Source organism: Pseudarthrobacter sp. NCCP-2145 (assembly GCF_023708005.1).
Lineage (GTDB): Bacteria > Actinomycetota > Actinomycetes > Actinomycetales > Micrococcaceae > Arthrobacter > Arthrobacter oxydans.
Genome location: NZ_BRCG01000001.1, coordinates 1 through 19,843 on the forward strand (window position 1 = coordinate 1; position 19,843 = coordinate 19,843).

General features: G+C 66.3%; 21 protein-coding genes and 1 pseudogene. 19 read left to right on the forward strand and 3 right to left on the reverse strand.

The window, feature by feature from the left end; translation table 11 throughout:
• Positions 1 to 34 precede the first annotated feature (34 nt).
• Positions 35 to 256: pseudogene (locus NFU08_RS20935) on the forward strand (IS110 family transposase); the annotation flags it as partial.
• 158 nt (positions 257 to 414) lie between these two features.
• On the opposite strand, the gene NFU08_RS20940 reads toward NFU08_RS20935, so the two are convergent.
• Both NFU08_RS20940 and NFU08_RS00010 read right to left on the reverse strand, forming a co-directional pair.
• Positions 415 to 516 (reverse strand): hypothetical protein, encoded by a 102-nt coding sequence (locus tag NFU08_RS20940; protein WP_350224076.1) that lies wholly within the window; start codon positions 514 to 516, stop codon positions 415 to 417.
• A gap of 39 nt (positions 517 to 555) precedes the next feature.
• Entirely contained in the window at positions 556 to 1,224 is a 669-nt protein-coding gene (locus NFU08_RS00010; RefSeq protein ID WP_174174263.1) for an acVLRF1 family peptidyl-tRNA hydrolase, read from the reverse strand.
• Between the two features lie 71 nt (positions 1,225 to 1,295).
• Between NFU08_RS00010 and NFU08_RS00015 the strand changes: the two genes are divergently transcribed.
• The 14 genes from NFU08_RS00015 (at position 1,296) to nusB (ending at position 14,796) form a co-directional block, all read left to right on the forward strand.
• A complete protein-coding gene (locus NFU08_RS00015) occupies positions 1,296 to 2,714 on the forward strand; it encodes a replication-associated recombination protein A (protein ID WP_174174265.1) in 1,419 nt (472 codons plus the stop codon).
• 171 nt (positions 2,715 to 2,885) lie between these two features.
• Positions 2,886 to 3,512, forward strand: coding sequence for a 30S ribosomal protein S4 (gene rpsD / locus NFU08_RS00020; RefSeq protein WP_066276228.1), 627 nt, complete (start codon positions 2,886 to 2,888; stop codon positions 3,510 to 3,512).
• 146 nt (positions 3,513 to 3,658) lie between these two features.
• Positions 3,659 to 4,033 (forward strand): DUF948 domain-containing protein, encoded by a 375-nt coding sequence (locus NFU08_RS00025; RefSeq protein ID WP_251420068.1) that lies wholly within the window; start codon positions 3,659 to 3,661, stop codon positions 4,031 to 4,033.
• Positions 4,034 to 4,049: 16 nt separating this feature from the next.
• The gene (locus tag NFU08_RS00030) at positions 4,050 to 4,292 is read left to right on the forward strand and encodes a hypothetical protein (protein WP_246255862.1); all 243 of its coding nucleotides are present in this window, start codon (positions 4,050 to 4,052) and stop codon (positions 4,290 to 4,292) included.
• 150 nt (positions 4,293 to 4,442) lie between these two features.
• Entirely contained in the window at positions 4,443 to 7,121 is a 2,679-nt protein-coding gene (gene alaS / locus NFU08_RS00035; protein WP_251420069.1) for an alanine--tRNA ligase, read from the forward strand.
• Positions 7,122 to 7,128: 7 nt separating this feature from the next.
• Positions 7,129 to 7,725, forward strand: a complete 597-nt coding sequence (gene ruvX / locus NFU08_RS00040) for a Holliday junction resolvase RuvX (RefSeq protein ID WP_174174275.1) — start codon at positions 7,129 to 7,131, stop codon at positions 7,723 to 7,725.
• Positions 7,722 to 9,365, forward strand: coding sequence for an endolytic transglycosylase MltG (gene mltG, locus NFU08_RS00045; RefSeq protein ID WP_251420070.1), 1,644 nt, complete (start codon positions 7,722 to 7,724; stop codon positions 9,363 to 9,365). Before ruvX ends, mltG begins: the two co-directional genes overlap by 4 nt.
• A complete protein-coding gene (locus tag NFU08_RS00050; protein WP_251420071.1) occupies positions 9,362 to 10,222 on the forward strand; it encodes a shikimate dehydrogenase in 861 nt (286 codons plus the stop codon). The genes mltG and NFU08_RS00050 overlap by 4 nt, the downstream gene beginning before the upstream one ends.
• Positions 10,223 to 10,248: 26 nt before the next feature.
• Positions 10,249 to 11,448, forward strand: coding sequence for a chorismate synthase (gene aroC, locus NFU08_RS00055; RefSeq protein WP_251420072.1), 1,200 nt, complete (start codon positions 10,249 to 10,251; stop codon positions 11,446 to 11,448).
• Entirely contained in the window at positions 11,449 to 12,015 is a 567-nt protein-coding gene (locus NFU08_RS00060) for a shikimate kinase (RefSeq protein ID WP_174174291.1), read from the forward strand. It abuts the gene before it with no gap.
• The gene (gene aroB / locus NFU08_RS00065) at positions 12,012 to 13,103 is read left to right on the forward strand and encodes a 3-dehydroquinate synthase (RefSeq protein WP_174174294.1); all 1,092 of its coding nucleotides are present in this window, start codon (positions 12,012 to 12,014) and stop codon (positions 13,101 to 13,103) included. The genes NFU08_RS00060 and aroB overlap by 4 nt, the downstream gene beginning before the upstream one ends.
• Entirely contained in the window at positions 13,103 to 13,621 is a 519-nt protein-coding gene (locus tag NFU08_RS00070; RefSeq protein WP_251420073.1) for a tetratricopeptide repeat protein, read from the forward strand. The genes aroB and NFU08_RS00070 overlap by 1 nt, the downstream gene beginning before the upstream one ends.
• Positions 13,622 to 13,822: 201 nt before the next feature.
• Entirely contained in the window at positions 13,823 to 14,386 is a 564-nt protein-coding gene (gene efp, locus NFU08_RS00075) for an elongation factor P (RefSeq protein WP_050054941.1), read from the forward strand.
• Positions 14,386 to 14,796, forward strand: coding sequence for a transcription antitermination factor NusB (gene nusB, locus NFU08_RS00080; protein WP_066276198.1), 411 nt, complete (start codon positions 14,386 to 14,388; stop codon positions 14,794 to 14,796). The genes efp and nusB overlap by 1 nt, the downstream gene beginning before the upstream one ends.
• Before the next feature lie 112 nt (positions 14,797 to 14,908).
• Here the strand turns inward: nusB and NFU08_RS00085 are convergent, their stop codons facing one another.
• Positions 14,909 to 16,186 (reverse strand): PrsW family intramembrane metalloprotease, encoded by a 1,278-nt coding sequence (locus tag NFU08_RS00085; protein ID WP_251420074.1) that lies wholly within the window; start codon positions 16,184 to 16,186, stop codon positions 14,909 to 14,911.
• 176 nt (positions 16,187 to 16,362) lie between these two features.
• On the opposite strand from NFU08_RS00085, the gene pyrR reads away from it, so the two are divergent.
• From pyrR to NFU08_RS00105, 4 genes are read left to right on the forward strand one after another with little or no spacing between them, the layout of a single operon-like run.
• Entirely contained in the window at positions 16,363 to 16,950 is a 588-nt protein-coding gene (gene pyrR, locus NFU08_RS00090; protein WP_251420075.1) for a bifunctional pyr operon transcriptional regulator/uracil phosphoribosyltransferase PyrR, read from the forward strand.
• Positions 16,947 to 17,972: an aspartate carbamoyltransferase catalytic subunit gene (locus NFU08_RS00095; RefSeq protein ID WP_251420076.1), complete on the forward strand. Its 1,026-nt coding sequence runs from the start codon at positions 16,947 to 16,949 to the stop codon at positions 17,970 to 17,972. Before pyrR ends, NFU08_RS00095 begins: the two co-directional genes overlap by 4 nt.
• Entirely contained in the window at positions 17,972 to 19,321 is a 1,350-nt protein-coding gene (locus tag NFU08_RS00100; protein WP_251420077.1) for a dihydroorotase, read from the forward strand. Before NFU08_RS00095 ends, NFU08_RS00100 begins: the two co-directional genes overlap by 1 nt.
• Complete coding sequence (locus NFU08_RS00105; protein WP_251420078.1) at positions 19,321 to 19,839, forward strand: hypothetical protein; 519 nt, start codon at positions 19,321 to 19,323, stop codon at positions 19,837 to 19,839. The genes NFU08_RS00100 and NFU08_RS00105 overlap by 1 nt, the downstream gene beginning before the upstream one ends.
• Positions 19,840 to 19,843 lie beyond the last annotated feature (4 nt).

The window sequence follows — 19,843 nt, forward strand, 5'->3', positions numbered from 1 at the left end:
CATCGACGCGCTCACCGAGCGGATCGAAGAGGCGATGACACCCTTTCGTGCCGCCAGGGAATTCCTGGCCACCATCCCCGGAGTCTCACTCAAAGTCGCCGATGTGATCCTCGCCGAAACCGGGGCGGACATGTCCCGCTTCGAAACCCCAGGCCGACTCGCGTCCTGGACCGGTGTCTGTCCCGGATCCAACGAATCCGCCGGCCGGATCAAATCCGCGCACATCATGCCCGGCAACAAATACCTCAAGGCCGCCCTCGGCACCGCAGCCCTGGCCGCTTCCCGAAGCAAGGACACCTACCTGGCCGCCAGATACCGGCGCATTGCCGCCCGCCGCGGCCCGATGAAAGCCATCGTCGCCCTCGAACACTCCATCCTCAACGCAGCATGGCACCTGCTCGCCGACGGCGAATGCTACGCTGACCCCGGCGCCGACCACTTCACCCGTCTGGACCCGATCAAAGCCAAAAACAACGCCATCAAAAAGCTCAACAACCTCGGCTTCAACGTCACCATAACCCCCGCTACCGCAGCCTGACAGCCATCACCTTCGTATTAGGAAGCATCGGTGACCTGGACCCGCACGGCACACGAATCCGCGGCGGCTTTCCGCAGCACTGCTGCCTTGGGATCCGGGACGTCAAGGTAGGCCAGCCGGGGCATGGCGGCAAAGTCCTTCAGGGCAGGGTGCTGGAGGACAAGGCCGGCCAGGGCCCTGTCGCCCCCGGGAACGACGTACTCAAAAAGCCCACCGCTGAAAATGCGTGCGGCCTGTTCGGCAACTGCCTCCACCAGGGCGTCCGCCTGGTTGCTCCGCCGCCGGGCGAACCGCTGCTGCGACTGTCCGCCCGCGGCCGTCCGGGACTGCACATACGTGGACCCCACCTTCGATGCGAGGACTTGCCCCTCACTGACCACCGCCACGCCGTAGCCTCCGCGCCTGGCCAGCAGCAGGCCCAGCCTCCGCGGCTGCGACGCCAGGGAGGCAAGCCGCTCAAGCGCATCCTCGCCCCGGCCCGGCCGCCCGTCGGCCGGCCAGGGAGGCTGCAGGAGGGCTTCGGCGCCGTCCGCGGCCAGGAGGCGGAGGCCGTCGTCGTCATCCCTCAGCTGATATCCGCCATGGGCCGCGCCAAACCTGTCCGCCCATCCGGCCAGCCGGCTGCCGGGAATGAATGCCGTGCGCACGGAGGCCGGCCGGGCTCCGCCGGTGGTGCGTGCGGACATGTAGCGTTCCTTTACTGGCTTGCCGGACTCCCGGGAAAATTCCGGAAGTGAACTGGAAGTAGCCTATCTATGTGGAAGATCTCTTCGGGCACGGCCGCGGCAATGATGATGACGACGACGCCTCCGTTGCCCCCGGCCGGACTGCAGTGCCCGGAGCCAACGCCTCCCCCCGGGGCCCGCTCGCCGTCCGGATGCGTCCCCGCACCCTTGACGAGGTGGTGGGCCAGCAGCACCTCCTGGGGCAGGGCTCGCCCCTGCGCCAGTTGGCCGCCGGAGCCGGTGCAGACACAACAGGCCCTGCAGGGCCTACTTCCCTTATCCTCTGGGGCCCGCCGGGCACCGGCAAAACGACCCTCGCCCACGTAATTGCCCGCGGACGGGGCAGGAAGTTCGTGGAGCTCTCCGCGATTACCGCCGGGGTCAAGGACGTGCGGCGCGTCATGGACGAGGCCCTGACGGCCCGCGACCTCTACAAGACCACCACCGTCCTGTTCCTGGACGAGATCCACCGCTTCAACAAGGCCCAGCAGGACGCCCTGCTGCCCGGGGTGGAAAACCGCTGGGTGGTGCTGGTTGCCGCCACCACAGAGAATCCATCGTTTTCCGTGGTGTCACCGCTGCTGTCCCGTTCCCTGCTGCTGACGCTCCGTCCCCTGACGGACGCTGACATTGAAGGACTGATCCAGCGCGCCGTCGCCGATCCCCGCGGGCTGAACGGGAAGGTGGGCCTCAGCGAGGAAGCACTCGACCACCTCGTACGGCTTTCCGGAGGCGATGCGCGCCGTGCCCTGACGGCCTTGGAGGCAGCCGCAGGCGTTGCGTTCGGGGATGCCGACGATGCCGGGGACGGGCCCGTCGCCGTCGAACTTAAACACACCGAGCGCGCCCTTGACGTTGCCGCCGTCCGGTACGACCGTGCGGGTGACCAGCACTATGACGTCATCAGCGCCTTCATCAAGTCCATCCGCGGCTCCGACGTCGACGCCGCCCTGCACTATTTGGCCCGCATGCTGGAGGCGGGGGAGGACCCCCGCTTCATCGCCCGGCGGATTGTGATCTCAGCCGCCGAAGACGTGGGGATGGCGGATCCCACGGCGCTGCAGACGGCCGTGGCCGCGGCGCAGGCGGTGCAGCTGATCGGAATGCCTGAGGGCCGGATCATCCTGGCCGAAGCCGTGGTGCACCTGGCCACGGCCCCCAAGTCCAACGCCGCCTACATGGGCATCAACAAGGCCATTGCCGATGTCCGGGCAGGGCTGGGGAACGGCATTCCGGCCCACCTGAGGGACGCCCACTACCCGGGGTCCAAGCAGCTGGGGCACGGCCTTGGCTACAAATACGCCCACGACGCCCCGCACGGCGTGGCTGCCCAGCAATACCCGCCGGATGACCTGGTGGGGAAGGACTACTACCAGCCCACGGCCAACGGCGCCGAGCGGGACATCGCCACACGGCTGGAGCGGCTGCGCAGGATTGTCCGGGGCAAGTGACTGCCGTGGTAAGGTAGATGTTTGTCTGGCAAGGCACGGACGCACAATCTCCCCAATCTCACGTTGAGAAGGTTATGCCCTGCGCCCAGTAGCAAAAGGCAGCGGTTGGCCGATGCTCTCCAGCGTGGAGGCCAGTAACACTGACACACCGCAGATATTGGAAGGACACAAGTGGCTAACAACACTCGTGCTCGCCGTCAGGCCCGCCTCTCGCGGTCCCTCGGCATCGCTCTGACCCCCAAGGCCGCCAAGTACATGGAGCGCCGCCCGTACGGCCCCGGTGAGCATGGCCGTGCCCGCAAGAAGCAGGACTCCGACTACGCCGTACGCCTGCGCGAAAAGCAGCGTCTGCGCGCCCAGTACGGCATCCGCGAAGCACAGATGACCCGTGCCTTCGAAGAAGCCCGCCGCACCAAGGGCCTGACCGGTGAGAACCTCATCGAGCTGCTCGAAATGCGCCTTGACGCCCTGGTCCTGCGTGCCGGCTTCGCCCGCACCATCGCCCAGGCCCGCCAGCTGGTTGTGCACCGCCACATCATGGTTGACGGCGTCCGCGTTGACCGCCCGTCGTTCCGCGTCGGCGAGGGCCAGCTGGTCCACGTCCACAGCCGCAGCGAAACCATGGTTCCGCTCCAGGTTGCAGCAGCCGGCGCCCACCGCGACGTCCTGCCTGCCGTCCCGGCCTACCTGGACGTCAAGCTGGAAGCCCTCCAGGCCCGCCTGGTCCGCCGTCCCAAGCGCTCCGAGGTCCCCGTGACCTGCGAAGAGCAGCTGGTCGTCGAATTCTACGCACGCTAAATTCCAGCAGCGTATCCAAAGAAGCCCGTGGCAAGCGCCGCGGGCTTCTTTGTATGTAAGGTACTTGGGGGACATCTGCGGAATGCGCTTCATGCGCACCCGCCGGGATGCAACCGAACCACAGAATTTCGAGGAGATGAACGTCTATGTCTGGTGGCGATATTGCCGGCCTGATCGCTGCCGGGGTGTTTGCAGTCCTGGTGCTGCTGCTTGCGGTGCCCATCCTTAAGCTGGGCCGCGTCCTGGACGAGGTCCGCACCTCCATCCGGTCCCTGAGCGACGGCGCCACGCCGCTTATGGACGAAGTCACCGCCACCGTCTCCACCACCAACCAGCAGTTGAAGAAAGTGGACGGCATCTCGTCCAACGTTTCGGACGCGTCCGCCAACCTTTCCGCGCTGTCCTCCCTTGTGGCCGCCACCGTGGGGTCGCCGCTGATCAAGGTGGCAGCCTTCAGCTACGGTGTCCGTACCGCCCTGGCCGGGCGCAGGAAGCCCGCCGCCGGCCGCCGCAGCCGCTAGATTCCGGGAGAAGAGAATGAAACGATTTATCTGGATGGGAATCGGCGTGGCGATCGGAGTGATCGCTTTCCGCAAGGTGACCGAAGTGCAGGCCAGTATGCAGTCAACGCTGGGCCCGGAGGGCCTCAACCGCTCCGTGAACCGCCTGGCCGACGGCGTCTATGACTTTGCAGACGCCGTCCGCGCCGGAATGCGCGAGCGGGAAACCGACCTCCGGTCTGCCCTCGGCATCGAATCAGCGGACCTCGTCCGCCGCTGACCACCCTGCTGACCGGCACCATGAGTCGGAACCAGGCAGGCCCCAACACGTTAGAACCACAACGGCGGGCACCGTTCACCACGGGACCGCCAAGCGAAAGAACCTCCGCGACGCACAGTGCGCGGAGCAAGAAGGGTAAGTACACAGCTCATGAAGTCGCAGGAGATCACAAAGCGCTGGGTGGACTTTTTTGTCAGCAAGGGCCACACCGCGGTTCCCTCCGCATCGCTGGTCTCCAGCGACCCCTCGCTGCTGTTCACGGTTGCCGGCATGGTGCCGTTCATTCCCTACCTGACCGCCCGTGAGGAAGCACCCTACCCGCGCGCCGTCAGCGTGCAGAAGTGCATCCGTACCGGCGACATCGAGGAAGTGGGCAAGACCGCCCGCCACGGAACGTTCTTCCAGATGTGCGGCAACTTTTCCTTTGGCGACTACTTCAAGGAAGACGCCATCAAGTTCGCCTGGGAGCTGCTGACCAAGAGTGTTGACGACGGCGGCTACGGCCTGGCGCCCGAGCGGCTGTGGGTAACGGTCTACGAAGAGGACGACGAAGCCAAGGACCTCTGGCTCAAGAACACCGGTGTTCCCGCCGAGCGGATCCAGAAGATGGGCAAGTCGGACAACTACTGGCACACCGGGCAGCCCGGCCCCGCAGGACCCTGCTCCGAAATCTACTACGACCGTGGCCCCGCCTACGGCGTTGAGGGCGGCCCGCTGGCTGACGAAACCCGCTACATCGAAATCTGGAATCTTGTGTTCATGCAGTACCAGATCGAGAACGTCCGCTCGAAGGAAGACTTCGACGTCGTCGGCGAACTGCCCAAGCGGAACATCGACACCGGCCTTGGCATGGAACGCCTGGCCATGATCCTGCAGGGTGTCGAGAACATGTACGAGACGGACCAGGTCCGCCCCGTCATCGACAAGGCTGCCGAACTCTCCGGCAAGGAATACACGTCCGCCGAAACGGACGAGGACCCCCACCACACGGACGACGTCCGCATGCGTGTGGTTGCCGACCACATCCGGTCCGCCCTGATGCTGATCTCCGACGGCGTGACTCCCTCCAACGAGGGCCGCGGCTATGTCCTGCGCCGGCTCATCCGCCGTGCCGTCCGTTCCATGCGCCTCCTCGGTGTTGAACAGGCCTGCCTGCCCGAACTCCTTCCCGCCTCACGCGATGCCATGAAGGGCGTCTACCCGGTGGTGGACACGGACTTCGCCCGGATCAGCCGCATCGCATACGCCGAAGAGAAGGCTTTCCTGCGGACCATTGCCTCCGGAACCGCACGCCTTGAGGACGCCGTCAAGGAATCCAAGGCCGCCAACAAGCCACTGTCCGGTGCCGACGCGTTCGCGCTGCACGACACGTACGGTTTCCCCATCGACCTGACCCTGGAAATGGCAGAGGAGGCCGGGCTCAACGTGGACGAGGCCGCCTTCCGCAGCCTCATGCAGGAACAGCGCCAGCGCGCCCAGGCCGACGCCAAGGGCAAGAAGGGCGGCCACGCGGACCTCAGCGCCTTCCAGGACATCCTGGCCCAGGGTGAGACGGTCTTCACCGGCTACACCGAGCTCGACGGCGAGTCCCGCGTCCGCGGAATCCTCACCGGCGGCCGTGCGGTCCAGCAGGCCTCCACCGGCGATGAAATCGAGCTGGTGCTCTCCGAAACGCCCTTCTACGCCGAAGCAGGCGGCCAGGCCGCGGACACCGGCCTGATCACCGGCGACGGGTTCGTTGTCGAGGTGCTCGACGTCCAGCGCCCCCTGAAGGGCCTGAGCGTCCACAAGGCGATCGTCCGCGAAGGCGAAATCGGGGCCGACTCGCTGGTCCGTGCCGCCGTCGACCGCGAACGCCGCCACGCCGCTGAACAAGCGCACACCGGCACGCACATCGTGCACGCCGCGCTCCACCAGATCCTCGGCCCCGAGGCCACCCAGCGCGGCTCCTACAACAAGGCCGGCTACCTGCGCTTCGACTTCGCCTGGGGCGAGGGGCTGAGCACGGCGACGCGGTCCGAGATCGAGGAAGTCTCCAACCTGGCCATCCGGAACAACTTCCGCGTGGAAACCAAGGTCATGGGCCTGGCCGAGGCCAAGGCCCTGGGCGCCATGGCGCTCTTTGGCGAGAACTACGGCAGCGAAGTCCGGGTCGTTGAGATCGACGGCGCCTGGTCGCGCGAGCTTTGCGGCGGCACCCATGTTGCCAACACGTCCCTGATTGGCAGCCTTTCCCTGCTGGGCGAGCAGTCCGTCGGGTCCGGAAACCGCCGTGTGGAAGCTTTCGTGGGCATGGACGCGTTCCGCCACCTGGCGGCCGAACGCGCCCTGGTCACCGAGCTCACCGACATGCTGAAGGTCCCCTCCGGCCAGCTCGCGGACCGGATCGCCGCCACGCTGGCAAAGCTCAAGGCGACAGAGAAGGAACTGGACCGCCTCCGCAAGGAGCAGCTGGCTGGCGCTGCGGCCCAGCTGGTCAGCAGCGCCAAGGACGCCTCCGGCGTCAGTGTCATCGCCCATGACGCAGGGCAGGTCAGCGGCGCTGACGACCTGCGCGGCCTTGCCCTGGACCTCCGGAACCGCCTCGGCTCCGCACCCGCGGCCGTGGCAGTGGCAGGCGTCGCCAACGACCGTCCCGTCATCCTGGTGGCCACCAACGAGGCCGCCCGTGAAGCGGGGGTCAAGGCAGGAGCCCTGGTGCGCCTCGCCGCAGGGATCCTTGGCGGTGGCGGCGGCGGAAAGGACGACGTCGCCCAGGGCGGCGGAACCGACGCCGGCCAGGTAGGCCAGGCCCTCTCTGCCGTCGTCGACGCCATTTCGCGGCGCTAATCCTCCGATGACCGATCCTGCTGCTGCCGGCGACTACCCCCAGGGCATCAAACTGGGGGTGGACGTCGGCACCGTCCGGGTAGGGGTTGCCATCTGCGACCGCGATTCCATCCTGGCGACGCCCTACAAGACACTGGACCGCAACGCCAGGAAAAACTCAGACGTCCGGGTCATTGCCAACCTGGTCCAGGAACTCGGCGCTGTGCAGGTATTCGTAGGCCTGCCACGCACCATGAAGGGTGAAGAACGTGCCTCTGCCATGATGGCCACGGACTACGCCCGCCTGCTGGTTGGCGAACTCTCTGCCCGGAACCTGGCGGTGCCGGTGAACCTGGTGGATGAACGGCTCAGCAGTGTCAGCGCCCACCGGAGCCTGCACGAAGCTGGCATGAGCAGCAGGAACCACCGTAAAGTAGTTGATCAGGTCGCGGCGGCAGGTATCCTTCAGCACGCCATCGACATGCAGAAAGCCAGGGGAGCGGACGTCGGCTCACGCGTGACGGCGCCACCCCCTTCCGTGGACATGGGAGGCAGCGGGCCGGAAACGGTGCCCGCCACGCCCGGCGATACGGACCGATCTTCAGATAATGGAAGGCACCAGTGAGCCCTGCCAACATTGACGACTCTTCCAGCCCTCTGGACCCGGGGGCAGGAAGGCCGCTGACCCGCAAGGAACTCCGTGCGAGGGAAAAGACCCTCAACACCGGAGGTCACGATGCCGTTCCGGAACAGGCATACGAGACCGGCCACGACATTCCACCCCTGCCCGCGGAACCCCCCGCGGCCGCAGAAGCAGACCCCCGGCGTCAGGATGAAGCATTGCGTGAAGACCAGGCACCGCAGGACCGGGTGGAAGAGCCCGTGATTCCGGCTGCTCCTGCCGCCCCGCCGTCCATCCAGGACGATCGCCAGGAGCCCGCCCAGCACGATTCCTGGGAGCCGGCCCTTGCAGGGCACCAGCACGCGGCAGGCGTGCACTACAGCGACGAACCCCACTACGAAGAACCCGGCTACGCCGACGGGCACGGCTACGCGGCCGGCGTCCACCAGCACGATGGACCCTTTGACGGGACGCACTATGCGGACGGGCACGATGGGACCCACTACGAAGAGGGGCACGACGACGGTGCGCACCACCACGAACTGCTTCCCGCCTCAGCCGCAGCAACCGTAGTGGCCAAGCCCTCGAAGAAGGTGCGCCGGCGCCGGCGGCTCCTGGCGCTTTTCCTGACCCTCGCCGTCTTCGTCACGGCTGTCGCCGTCGGAGCGCAGTTCCTCAAGCCGCTGCTGGGCAGCGACAAGCCCGGCGACTTTCCGGGACCCGGTTCGGGCGAAGTGGTTGTCACCGTCGAAAACGGTGAAGGCACCCGCTCCGTGGCCTCAAAGCTCGAAAACGAGGGGGTGGTGGCCAACGCCGACACGTTCCTCCAGAGCTTCAGCGCCTCCGGCGGCATTCTTTCCCCGGGTGACTACACGTTCAAGTCGGAGATGAAGAACTCCGACGCCGTGAACGTCCTCCTGGGCAAGGACCAGACCAAGGTCATCTACTTCGCCCTCAGCGCCGGACTTCGCATCGGTGAGTCTTTGCAGGCGATCTCGCAGGGGTCCGGAATTTCCTTCCAGGACCTGCAGGCCCTCAGCAACGAGCCGGCCCAGTTCGGGCTTCCGGCCAACGCCAAGAACCTTGAGGGGTACCTGGCCCCGGGGGAGCACCGCTTCCCCCTTGGCACTCCGGCAAAGGACATCCTCCAGTCCCTGGTCAAGATCACAACTGACGAACTTGTGTCGCAGGGCATCACGGACCCGGCCAAGCAGTACGAGGCCGTGATCGTCGCCAGCATCGTCCAGGCCGAGGGCGGCCAGGCGGAGTACGGGGACGTGGCAGGTGCCATCTACAACCGGCTCAAGCCCAACGACCAGACCGGAGGCTTCCTGCAGGTGGATTCGGCCGTGACCTACGGCCTGGGCACCAAGAGCTACAACTTCACTGACGAACAGCGCCAGGACAAGTCCAACCCGTACAACACCTATGCAAATCCGGGCCTTCCGCCCGGACCCATCGGCTCCCCGGGAAAGACTGCGATTGACGCTGCCGCCAGGCCCAAGACGAACGACTACCTGTACTGGGTGACCATCAACCTGGACACCAAGGAGACCAAGTTCTCCCGGACGCTCGCCGAGCACAATGCCTACGTGGAGCAGTACAACGCCTGGTGCACGGCCAACGTCGGACGTTGCACGTGAGCCTTCGGGCTGCCGTCCTGGGCCATCCGATAAGCCACTCGAAGTCGCCGGCCCTGCACCTGGCTGCCTACGGTCAGCTGGGGATCGGGATCAGCTACACGGCAATCGACGTCACGGAAGAGCTGCTGCCGTCCCTGATGGGGCAGATCCGGGATCAGCCGGGCTGGCGCGGCCTCTCGGTCACCATGCCGTTGAAGACGGCGATGCTTGGGCAGGTGGACGAAGTCCGCGGCGTGGCCAGGACCCTGGGCGTCGTCAACACCGTCTCGTTTGAGGAGCACGGCGGCGTCCGGCGCACCATTGGCTCCAACACCGACGTTGCCGGGATCGTCAAGGCGCTGCAGCACGCGGGCGCCGGCGCGGCCCCGGACGCCGTGATCCTCGGGGGAGGGGGAACGGCGGCCTCGGCCGTCGCGGCCCTCAATGACCTCGGGGCCGGCCGGGCCAGGGTCTTCGTCCGGGATACGTCCCGGACCGCCGAGGTCCGCGCCGCTGCGGAAAGCCTGGACATCGCCTTGGAGATCCGCACCCTTGCGGAAGCCGCCCGTCCCACCGCAGCGGCCGACGTCGTGATTTCCACCCTGCCGCCGCGGGCAGCGGACGGACTGGCGGCTGAACTGGCTTCCCTCAAGACCAGCCTGCCCGGCGTCCTGCTGGACGTTGCCTATGATCCGTGGCCCAGCCTGCTGGCCTCCGTGTGGCAGGCCGGGGGCGGAAGCGTGGTGCCCGGACTGGAAATGCTCCTGTACCAGGCCGTGGAGCAGGTGCGCCTTTTCACCCGCCGGGACGAAGAAGTTAACGCAGCTGTCATAGATGTGATGTGTGACGCAGTCGGCCTTCCCCGACGGGCGTTGTGACCGCCATACATGGCAGGATGGAAATTATGTTGCGTTGGTTGACTGCCGGTGAATCCCATGGTCCGGCTCTGATGGGAATTATTGAAGGCGTCCCCGCCGGTGTGGAGATCACCAGCGGGCATATCGCAGACTCGTTGGCCCGACGCCGCCTTGGCTACGGACGCGGAGCACGGATGAAGTTCGAGCAGGACGTTGTGACCATTCTGGGCGGTGTCCGCCACGGCCTGACGCAGGGCGGACCCGTGGCCATCCAGGTGGGAAACACCGAATGGCCCAAGTGGGAGCAGATCATGTCCGCGGACCCGGTGGATCCGGAAGTTCTCGCGGACCAGGCCCGGAACGCGCCGTTGACCCGTCCCCGTCCCGGGCACGCCGACTTCACCGGCATGCAGAAATACGGCTTTGACGAGGCCCGCCCCGTCCTGGAGCGGGCCAGCGCGCGCGAAACAGCAACCCGGGTGGCCATGGGCACCGTGGCTGCGCAGTTCCTCAAGCACCTCGGCATCGAGCTGGTCAGCCACACCGTCAGCATCGCCAGCGTCACGGTTCCCGAAGGACGTCCGCTGCCCGTGCCGTCCGACGTCATTGCGCTTGATGCCGACCCCCTGCGCTGCTTCGACCGGGAAACCTCGGACGCCATGGTGGCGGAGGTTGATGCGGCGCACAAGGAAGGCGAAACCCTGGGCGGCGTGGTGGAGGTCCTTGCCTATGGGCTTCCGCCGGGACTGGGCAGCTACGTTCACTGGGACCGGCGGCTTGATTCCCGCCTTGCAGCGGCCCTGATGGGCATCCAGGCCATCAAGGGCGTGGAAGTCGGCGACGGCTTCCTGACCGCGTCGCGCCGCGGCTCCGCAGCCCACGACGAAATCGTCAGGGACGGCGACGGCCGGATCGTCCGTACCAGCAACCGTGCCGGCGGAATCGAAGGCGGCATGAGCATCGGCGACGTCCTGCGTGTCCGCGCCGCCATGAAGCCCATCGCCACCGTACCGCGCGCCCTGAAGACCATCGACGTCAGCACGGGGGAGCCCGCGAAGGCACACCACCAGCGGTCGGACGTGTGTGCCGTTCCGGCTGCCGGGGTTGTGGCCGAAGCCATGGTGGCCCTGGTGCTGGCCGAGGCCGTCACCGAGAAGTTCGGCGGCGATTCGGTGGCCGAAACCGCACGCAACATCAAGGGTTACCTGGACAACATCCCGGCGTCCCTGGACTCGATCGGCCAGTAAGTGCCCCATCGCAGCAAAACCGGACCCGCAGGGCGGCCCATCGTCCTGATCGGGCCGATGGCGGTCGGAAAATCGGCCATAGGGCAGCAGCTGGCGCTCCAGCTCGGAGTTCCCTTCGTGGACACGGACGCTGTTATCGTTGCAGGGCACGGATCCATTGCGGATATCTTTGCTGGCCGCGGAGAGCACGCGTTCCGTGAGATCGAAGCCCGGACAGTGGCCGCCGTCGTCGAAGCCGCAGACGATACGGTCTCCGTCATCTCCCTTGGCGGCGGGGCGGTGCTGGATTCCGGAACGCAGCAGTTGATCAGCCGCTGCACCGTTGTCTACCTCGAATGCGACGCGCAAACCGTCGCCGGCCGCATTGCCCGCAACTCCGGGCGCCCGCTGCTGGCAGGGGACGCAATGGGCCGCTGGACGGCCATGTTCGCCACCCGCAAGCCGGTCTATGAGCGGCTTGCAGACATCACCCTGGACGTGCGCCACGGCTCGGTTTCCGAGCTGGGCGGCCGGCTCGAAGCAGCACTGCGCGATTACGCAGCTGCCAAACAGGAAGTTGAAAAGTGAGCACCCAATCAACAGTCATCAGCGTCACCGGCGGCTCCGCCGCGGAGCACTACGACGTCGTCGTCGGCCGGGGGCTGCTCGGTGACCTGCCCGGATTACTGGGGGAGCGCGTCCGCCGCGTGCTCGTCATCCATCCGCGTGCGCTGCGGCTGACCGGTGACACAGTCCGCGACGAACTCGCCGCAGCCGGATTCACCTCCCTGACCGCGGAAATCCCGGACGCCGAAGAAGGCAAGCACATCCAGGTGGCCGCCTTCTGCTGGCAGGTCCTTGGCCAGAACGACTTCACCCGTTCCGACGCCATTGTGGCCGTCGGGGGAGGCGCGGTAACCGACCTCGCCGGTTTCGTCGCCGCCACCTGGCTGCGCGGCGTCAAGGTCATCCACATGCCCACCAGCCTGCTCGGCATGGTGGACGCGTCCGTGGGCGGGAAGACCGGAATCAACACTGCCGAGGGCAAGAACCTCGTAGGCGCCTTCCACCCGCCGGCCGCGGTACTGGCTGATTTGGACACCCTGGAAACGCTGCCGCGGAACGAAATGATCTCCGGCATGGCGGAAGTCATCAAGTGCGGGTTCATCGCTGATCCAGCCATCCTCGACCTCGTCGAAAAGGACCCTGCGACAGTGGCGGATCCCCAGTCCGCCGTCCTCCGGGAACTGATCGAACGTGCCATCGCCGTCAAGGCCAAGGTGGTCTCCGAGGACCTGAAGGAATCCGGGCTGCGGGAAATCCTGAACTACGGGCACACCCTGGGCCACGCCATCGAACTGGTTGAGCGGTACTCATGGCGCCACGGCGCGGCCGTTTCGGTGGGCATGATGTTTGCCGCCGAACTGGCCCGCAGCGTAGGGCGCCTCAGCGATGCCGACGCCGACCGGCACCGGAGCATCCTTGAGAGCCTGGGGCTTCCGGTGACGTACCGGCGGGACCGCTGGCAGGGGCTGTTGGACGGCATGCGCCGGGACAAGAAGTCCCGCGGCGACCTGCTGCGGTTCGTCGTCCTGGACGGCGTGGCCAAGCCGGGGATCCTCGATGTCCCCGACACCTCGCTGCTGTTTGCGGCCTACCAGGAAATTGCGTCCTGATGCAGGGCGACATGAGAGGAACAGCGGACTGGCCGGACGCGGGTTTCCCGGGCATCCGGATCAACCCTGAATCGCTGCTTCCGGAAATTGTGAACCAGGATGTCTGCCGCGAGGCGCTGGCGGTATCCACGGACCCTGCCGACCACATCTTCGTGCTCCTGGTGGAAGGACATGCGTCCGAGGCTGCTGAACTGCTCGCAGAAGCCCGTTTCAAGGATCCGGAATCCTTCCGGCTGCGCACCTTCGAGGCCGAAGTCCTTCGCGTCTCCAACCGGCTGGACCGGGCCGTCGAGCTGTTCCGCCAGCTCCTGGCCGAGGTTCAGGGCACACCGCGCGAGGCCCTCGTGTGGCAGTTCCTGGGCAAGACCCAATACAGCGCCGGGCAGATGTCCGCAGCAGTCGAATCCTTTGCACGCGCACTGGACCTCCGGGTGGCACAGTCCGCCGATGCTGCCCAGATCTACTCGTCCACAGTGGCGCTGCAGCGCGCACGGGACGTGCTGGAACTCGCCTGCTGACCCTGCCTGGGGCGGGGCTGAAGGACGCCTGTGGCCAAGCTGGAGGGCGGGGCCGAAAGGTGCCCGGAATTTACCGGTAGAATAGTTCTTGAATTTTTAACCACCCGATTTTTGACAAACACGCGCTGGCAGTCCGTTGAGCCTGTCCGCCCGGCATACAACGTCTGACAACGCGACCAGACAGAGAAACCAGAGGAAACAGTGGCAACCACTAACGACATCAAGAACGGAACGGTCCTGAAGCTTGAGGGCCAGCTCTGGAACATCATCGAATTCCAGCACGTCAAGCCTGGCAAGGGCGGTGCGTTCGTCCGCACCAAGATGCGCAACGTGATGTCCGGCAAGGTCGTGGACAAGACGTTCAACGCCGGGCTCAAGATCGAAACCGCCACCGTGGACCGCCGCGACTACCAGTACCTGTACCAGGACGGTGCGGACTTCGTGTTCATGGACACCTCCGACTACGACCAGATCACTGTCTCCGGCGCGACCGTGGGCGACGCCACGAACTTCATGCTGGAGAACCAGATGGTGAACATCGCCATCCACGAGGGCACTCCGCTGTACATTGAACTGCCCCCGAGCGTTGTCCTCGAAATCACCTACACCGAGCCGGGCCTGCAGGGCGACCGCTCCTCTGCCGGCACCAAGCCCGCCACCCTGGAAACGGGCTACGAGATCCAGGTCCCGCTGTTCATCGAAAACAACACCAAGGTCAAGGTGGACACCCGCGATGGCAGCTACCTGGGCCGGGTCACCGAGTAGTGAGCGCCCGCGGTAAAGCCCGTAACAGGGCACTTGATGTTCTCTTCGAAGCCGAGCAGCGCTCGGTTTCGGCTTTTGACGTGATCCGCTCGCGGCGCGAAAAGACTGACCAGGTGGTCAACCCCTACACCATCGAAATCGTGGAGGGCGTTGTCTCCCACCAGGCAGCCATCGACGAGTTCCTGGAGACGTACTCCCAGGGCTGGAGCCTGGAGCGGATGCCCTCCGTGGACCGCATCATCCTGCGCATCGGCACGTGGGAGCTCCTGTACAACGACGACGTTCCGGACGGCGTCGCGGTCAGTGAAGCTGTGGCGCTGGCGAAGACCCTGTCCACCGACGAATCGCCGCAGTTCATCAACGGCCTGCTGGGCCGCCTGCAGCAGCTGAAGCCGTCGCTGCTCGCCTGAGCATCAGCAAGAAACAGCACCACACAGCAACAGCAGGAAGGACCGGCCGCCACGGGATGTGGAGGCCGGTCCTTCTGGTATTCAGGCCCGCATGGCAGGGGCCGCGGTGTGTTCAGTGTGCGACGGCGGCCCGCAAGGCCAGGATGCGCTGCAGCTGCTGCCGCTCCTCAGCCTGGTGCAGCTGCACGTCACGCCCGCTCAGGATCCGTTGGCGCGTGTTGGCCAGCCGGGTGGCTGCCTTCAGGAATTCCCTCATCTGCCGTTTCCTGCCGTAGCTCCCAGCCCAGTTCAGGGCAGTGCGCCGGCCGCCCAGGGTGGCCATCAGCTCCACCTCGGCCGGCGTGAACCAGCCGGCGGCCGAGTACTCCAGCAGGCGCTGCCGGGTCAGGCGTTTCTCCGCCACCCGCAACAGGATGATGCCGCCCACGGCGAGGAAAAAGATGGGCACCTGGACCATGAGGTATTCCGCCAGGAAGCCCTGCCCCATGCTGTTCCAGCGGTTGTGCAGGAACATGGCCGGCAGCAGCCCCACAAAGAAGGCTGCCACCGAGGCACCTGCATGCCAGCGCCGGGCGGCGAACCCCATCACCAGGCCCGTGGTGCCGGTGAAGATGGCGTGCGCAAAGGGCGACATGACGCCGCGGAGGAAGAAGACCTGGGCAAAGTCGCCGGCGGGATCCGCGGACTCCGCTATGGCCCGGCCGAAATACAGGATGTTCTCCGTGAATGCGAAACCCCCTGCGATGGTGAACGCGAACACCACGCCATCCACCGGTCCGTCAAAGTGCTTCCTTGCCATGAGGAGGAGTATCAGCAGTCCCAGGGACTTTGCGAACTCCTCCACGATGGGCGCCTGCACCGTGGCCATGTAGGCCTGAAGGTCGGCCTCGTCGGAAAATTGGAACGCCAGGACAAAAAACGGCTGGATGAGCAGGGTTACTGCGATGGATACCGCGGAGCCCCAGGTAAAAGCGAAGAAGAGGAGCCGCTTCGGTTCAGGTTCCCATTTGTCGATGATGTGCACGGCCAGGAGAACAACCGAGAGCGGAACCAGGGACGCGAGGAATCCCACCAGGAACCCGGCCGGCCCGGTGTTTGACAGCAGGAACGGGATCACCAGGAACAGGCTGAGGAAGGCGAGGGTGCCTCCGGCGACGGTCAACCCCACCAGCCCGCTCCGGGACCGGGCGGGCTTCGTCACGGCTCCCTGGACCTGCGGCGGCACCACCGCGTCCACTGGCCTGCCGACGTGTCCCGGTGCCGGACGGTAGTTGCCGGGCTCCACGTGTCCCATCCAGCTCGGGTTTGCTTCTCCCGGGAGCGGCGCAGTTCCCCGCAGCCGGGGATCGTCGGGTGGCCCGGAGGCAGGGAGTCGCGGATTCGTCGGCATAACGACAGCCTAGGTGCGGGCCGCCGCGCCTCCAAGGACAGCACGCCCGGCGGCTGCAGTGTGATGAGCACCGCCTCTTCCCGGCACGGCCTCCCGGAAACCCGTGTGGTAATTTTGAACCGCACATGATCCTTTTTTAATTCCGTCCTGTGAGGCGGGGAAAGGGGAGACGAGCGTTGACTTCTGTCACCAGCGCACCGGTTCCAGCCAGGGTTGTCCTCAGCCAGACGGACATCGACCGGGCACTCACTCGTATCGCCCATGAGATCCTTGAAGCCAACAAGGGATCGCAGGACCTCGTCCTGCTGGGCATCCCGCGCCGCGGTTACCCGCTGGCATTGCGCCTTGCCGAAAAAATTGCCGCAGCGGACAGCACCGTTGACGCCGCCGCCATTGTTGGCCAGCTGGATGTCACGATGTTCCGCGATGACCTCTCCCACCAGGGGACAAGGCCCCCGTACCCCACCAAGCTGCCCCGGACGGGCATCGACAACAAGGTGGTTGTCCTCATTGACGACGTCCTGTACTCCGGCCGCACCATCCGCGCCGCCCTTGACGCGCTCGTCGACCTTGGCCGTCCGCGCATCGTCCGGCTCGCCGTGCTGATCGACCGCGGCCACCGCGAACTTCCCATCCGTGCCGACCACGTGGGCAAGAACCTGCCGACATCATCAGCGGAAAAGGTCCGGGTCCGGCTGGCTGAGACCGACACCGCCCCTGGCGGCACGCCGGTCAACGAGGTTGTCATCGAGGGCCGTTCATGAAGCACCTGCTTTCCACCGAAAACCTCAGCCTCGCCAATGCAATCCGTATCCTGGACACCGCCGAGGAGATGGCAGCAGTAGGCGACCGCGAGGTCAAGAAGCTCCCGGCGCTCCGCGGCCGGACCGTGGTGAACCTCTTCTTCGAGGACTCCACCCGCACCCGGATCTCCTTCGAAGCCGCCGCCAAGCGGCTCAGTGCCGATGTCATCAACTTCGCGGCCAAAGGCTCCTCGGTGTCCAAGGGTGAGTCCCTGAAGGACACCGCCCAGACGCTGTCCGCCATGGGAGCGGACGCCGTCGTCATCCGTCACTGGGCCTCCGGCGCACCGCACCGCCTCGCGGCCACTGACTGGATTGACGCTGCCGTGATCAACGCCGGGGACGGCACCCACGAACACCCCACCCAGGCCCTTCTGGATGCGTTCACCATGCGCCGGCACTGGGCTCGCCTGGCCGGCACCGGTTCCGAAGGCGCGGACCTCAAGGGCATGCGGGTTGCGATCGCCGGGGACGTCCTGCACTCCAGGGTTGCGCGTTCCAACGTCTGGCTGCTCCGTACGCTCGGGGCGGAAGTGACCCTGGTGGCGCCGCCCACGCTGCTGCCCATCGGCGTCGAAAAGTGGCCGTGCAAGGTCAGCTACGACATGGACGACACCCTTGAGCAGGGCGTCGACGCCGTGATGATGCTGCGTGTCCAGGGCGAACGCATGAATGCATCCTTCTTCCCCAGCACCCGTGAGTACTCCCGGCGGTGGGGATTCGATGACAACCGCCTGAAAGCCCTGGACACGCTGGGCATGAAGGACACCATCATCATGCATCCCGGCCCCATGAACCGTGGCCTGGAAATTTCCGCGGCTGCCGCCGACTCGCCCCGATCCACCGTGCTGGCCCAGGTCCGTAACGGCGTCTCGGTGCGGATGGCCGCCCTGTACCTGCTGCTTTCGGGGGACACCCGGGAACCAGCCGCCACCCCCACCCTGGCGTACGCCGGCACCCATTCCACCAAGGAGAGCAACTGATGGCAGCCAACACCGGAACCTACCTGATCCGCGGTGCCTCGATCCTGGGCGGCGAACCGGCGGATCTGCTGATCCGCGACGGCGTCATCGCCGAAACCGGAACCGGCCTTAGCGCCGAAGGCAGGGCCGACGACGTGACCGTCATCGATGCTGCCGGCCTGGTCGCCCTGCCCGGCATGGTGGACGTGCACACGCACCTCCGCGAACCCGGCCGCGAGGACGCCGAAACCGTGGAGACGGGTACCCGCGCAGCGGCCCTGGGCGGGTACACCGCCGTGCATGCCATGGCCAACAGCACGCCCGTGGCAGACACCGCGGGCGTTGTGGAGCAGGTCTACACCCTCGGCCGGGCAGCCGGCTGGGTGGACGTGCGGCCGGTGGGTGCGGTCACCGTGGGCCTGGCGGGCGAGCAGCTGGCCGAGCTGGGGGCCATGGCCGATTCCCGCGCACGCGTCCGCATGTTCTCCGACGACGGCATCTGCGTCCACGATCCCGTACTGATGCGCCGTGCGCTGGAGTACGTCAAGGCGTTCGACGGCGTGGTGGCCCAGCACGCGCAGGAGCCGCGCCTGACCGCCGGCGCCCAGATGAACGAGGGGGAGGTGTCCGCGGTACTTGGCCTCGCCGGCTGGCCCGCCGTTGCCGAGGAAAGCATTATTGCCCGCGACGTCCTGCTGGCGCAGCACGTCGGCTCCCGGCTGCATGTCTGCCACGTCTCCACCGCCGGCTCCGTGGAAATCATCCGCTGGGCCAAGGAGCGGGGGATCAACGTCACGGCCGAGGTGACGCCGCACCACCTGCTGCTGACCGACGACCTGGTCCGCAGCTACGACCCCGTCTTCAAGGTGAATCCGCCGCTGCGCACCGACGCCGACGTCCAGGCGCTGCGCGCAGGCCTGGCGGACGGCACCATCGACGTCGTTGGTACGGACCACGCACCGCACCCCAGCGAGCACAAGGAGTGCGAGTGGGCGCAGGCAGCCATGGGCATGACGGGCCTGGAAACCGCCCTTTCCGTGGTCCAGCACACCATGATCGAAACGGGCCTCATGACGTGGGCGGACTTCGCCCGCGTCACCTCCACCGCTGCGGCGAAGATCGGCCGGCTGGCTGACCAGGGCCGCCCGCTGGAAGCGGGGGAGCCCGCAAACGTCATCCTGGTGGACCCCGCTGCCCGCTGGACTGTTGATCCGTTCCGCATGGCCACCATGGGCCGGAATTCGCCGTTCAAGGGCAGGGAACTGCCCGGCAAGGTGGTGGCCACGTTCTTCAAGGGGCACCCCACTGTCCTTGACGGTGAACTCAACACGCCGTACCCCTACGCCGACGCAACCGCAGGCGTCGCCTGATGGACAAAATCCTTCCGGGACTGGCCATGCTGGCGGTCATCGCCGTCGTCTTCGTCCTCCTCGCCATCGGCTGGCGCAGCAGGCTCCGCCGCCAGTCCGACGTCGGCCTGCTGCCTGCCGTGCCCGCCGAACCTGGCAAGCCTATCGCCGGTGCCGAAGGGCAGTACGTGGCCACCACCACCGCCGGCGACTGGCTTGACCGGATCGCCGTCCACGGCCTGGGCATCAGGACCACTTCGACCCTCGAGGTGTATCCGCACGGCGTCCTTTTCGACCGGTCGGGCGCTCCGGCCCTCTACATCCCGGCCGCATCACTTACCGGCGTCCGGCAGGACAGCGGCATGGCAGGTAAGTTCGTGGAAAAGGACGGACTCCTGGTCCTGTCCTGGGTACACGGCAGCCACGAACTGGACTCCGGCTTCCGCACCCGCCGTGCGGCGGACAAGGACCGGCTCTTCGAAGCACTTCAGGAATTGATTTCTTCAGCCCCGGCGGCTGACGCCAACAGTGGAAAGTAAGACA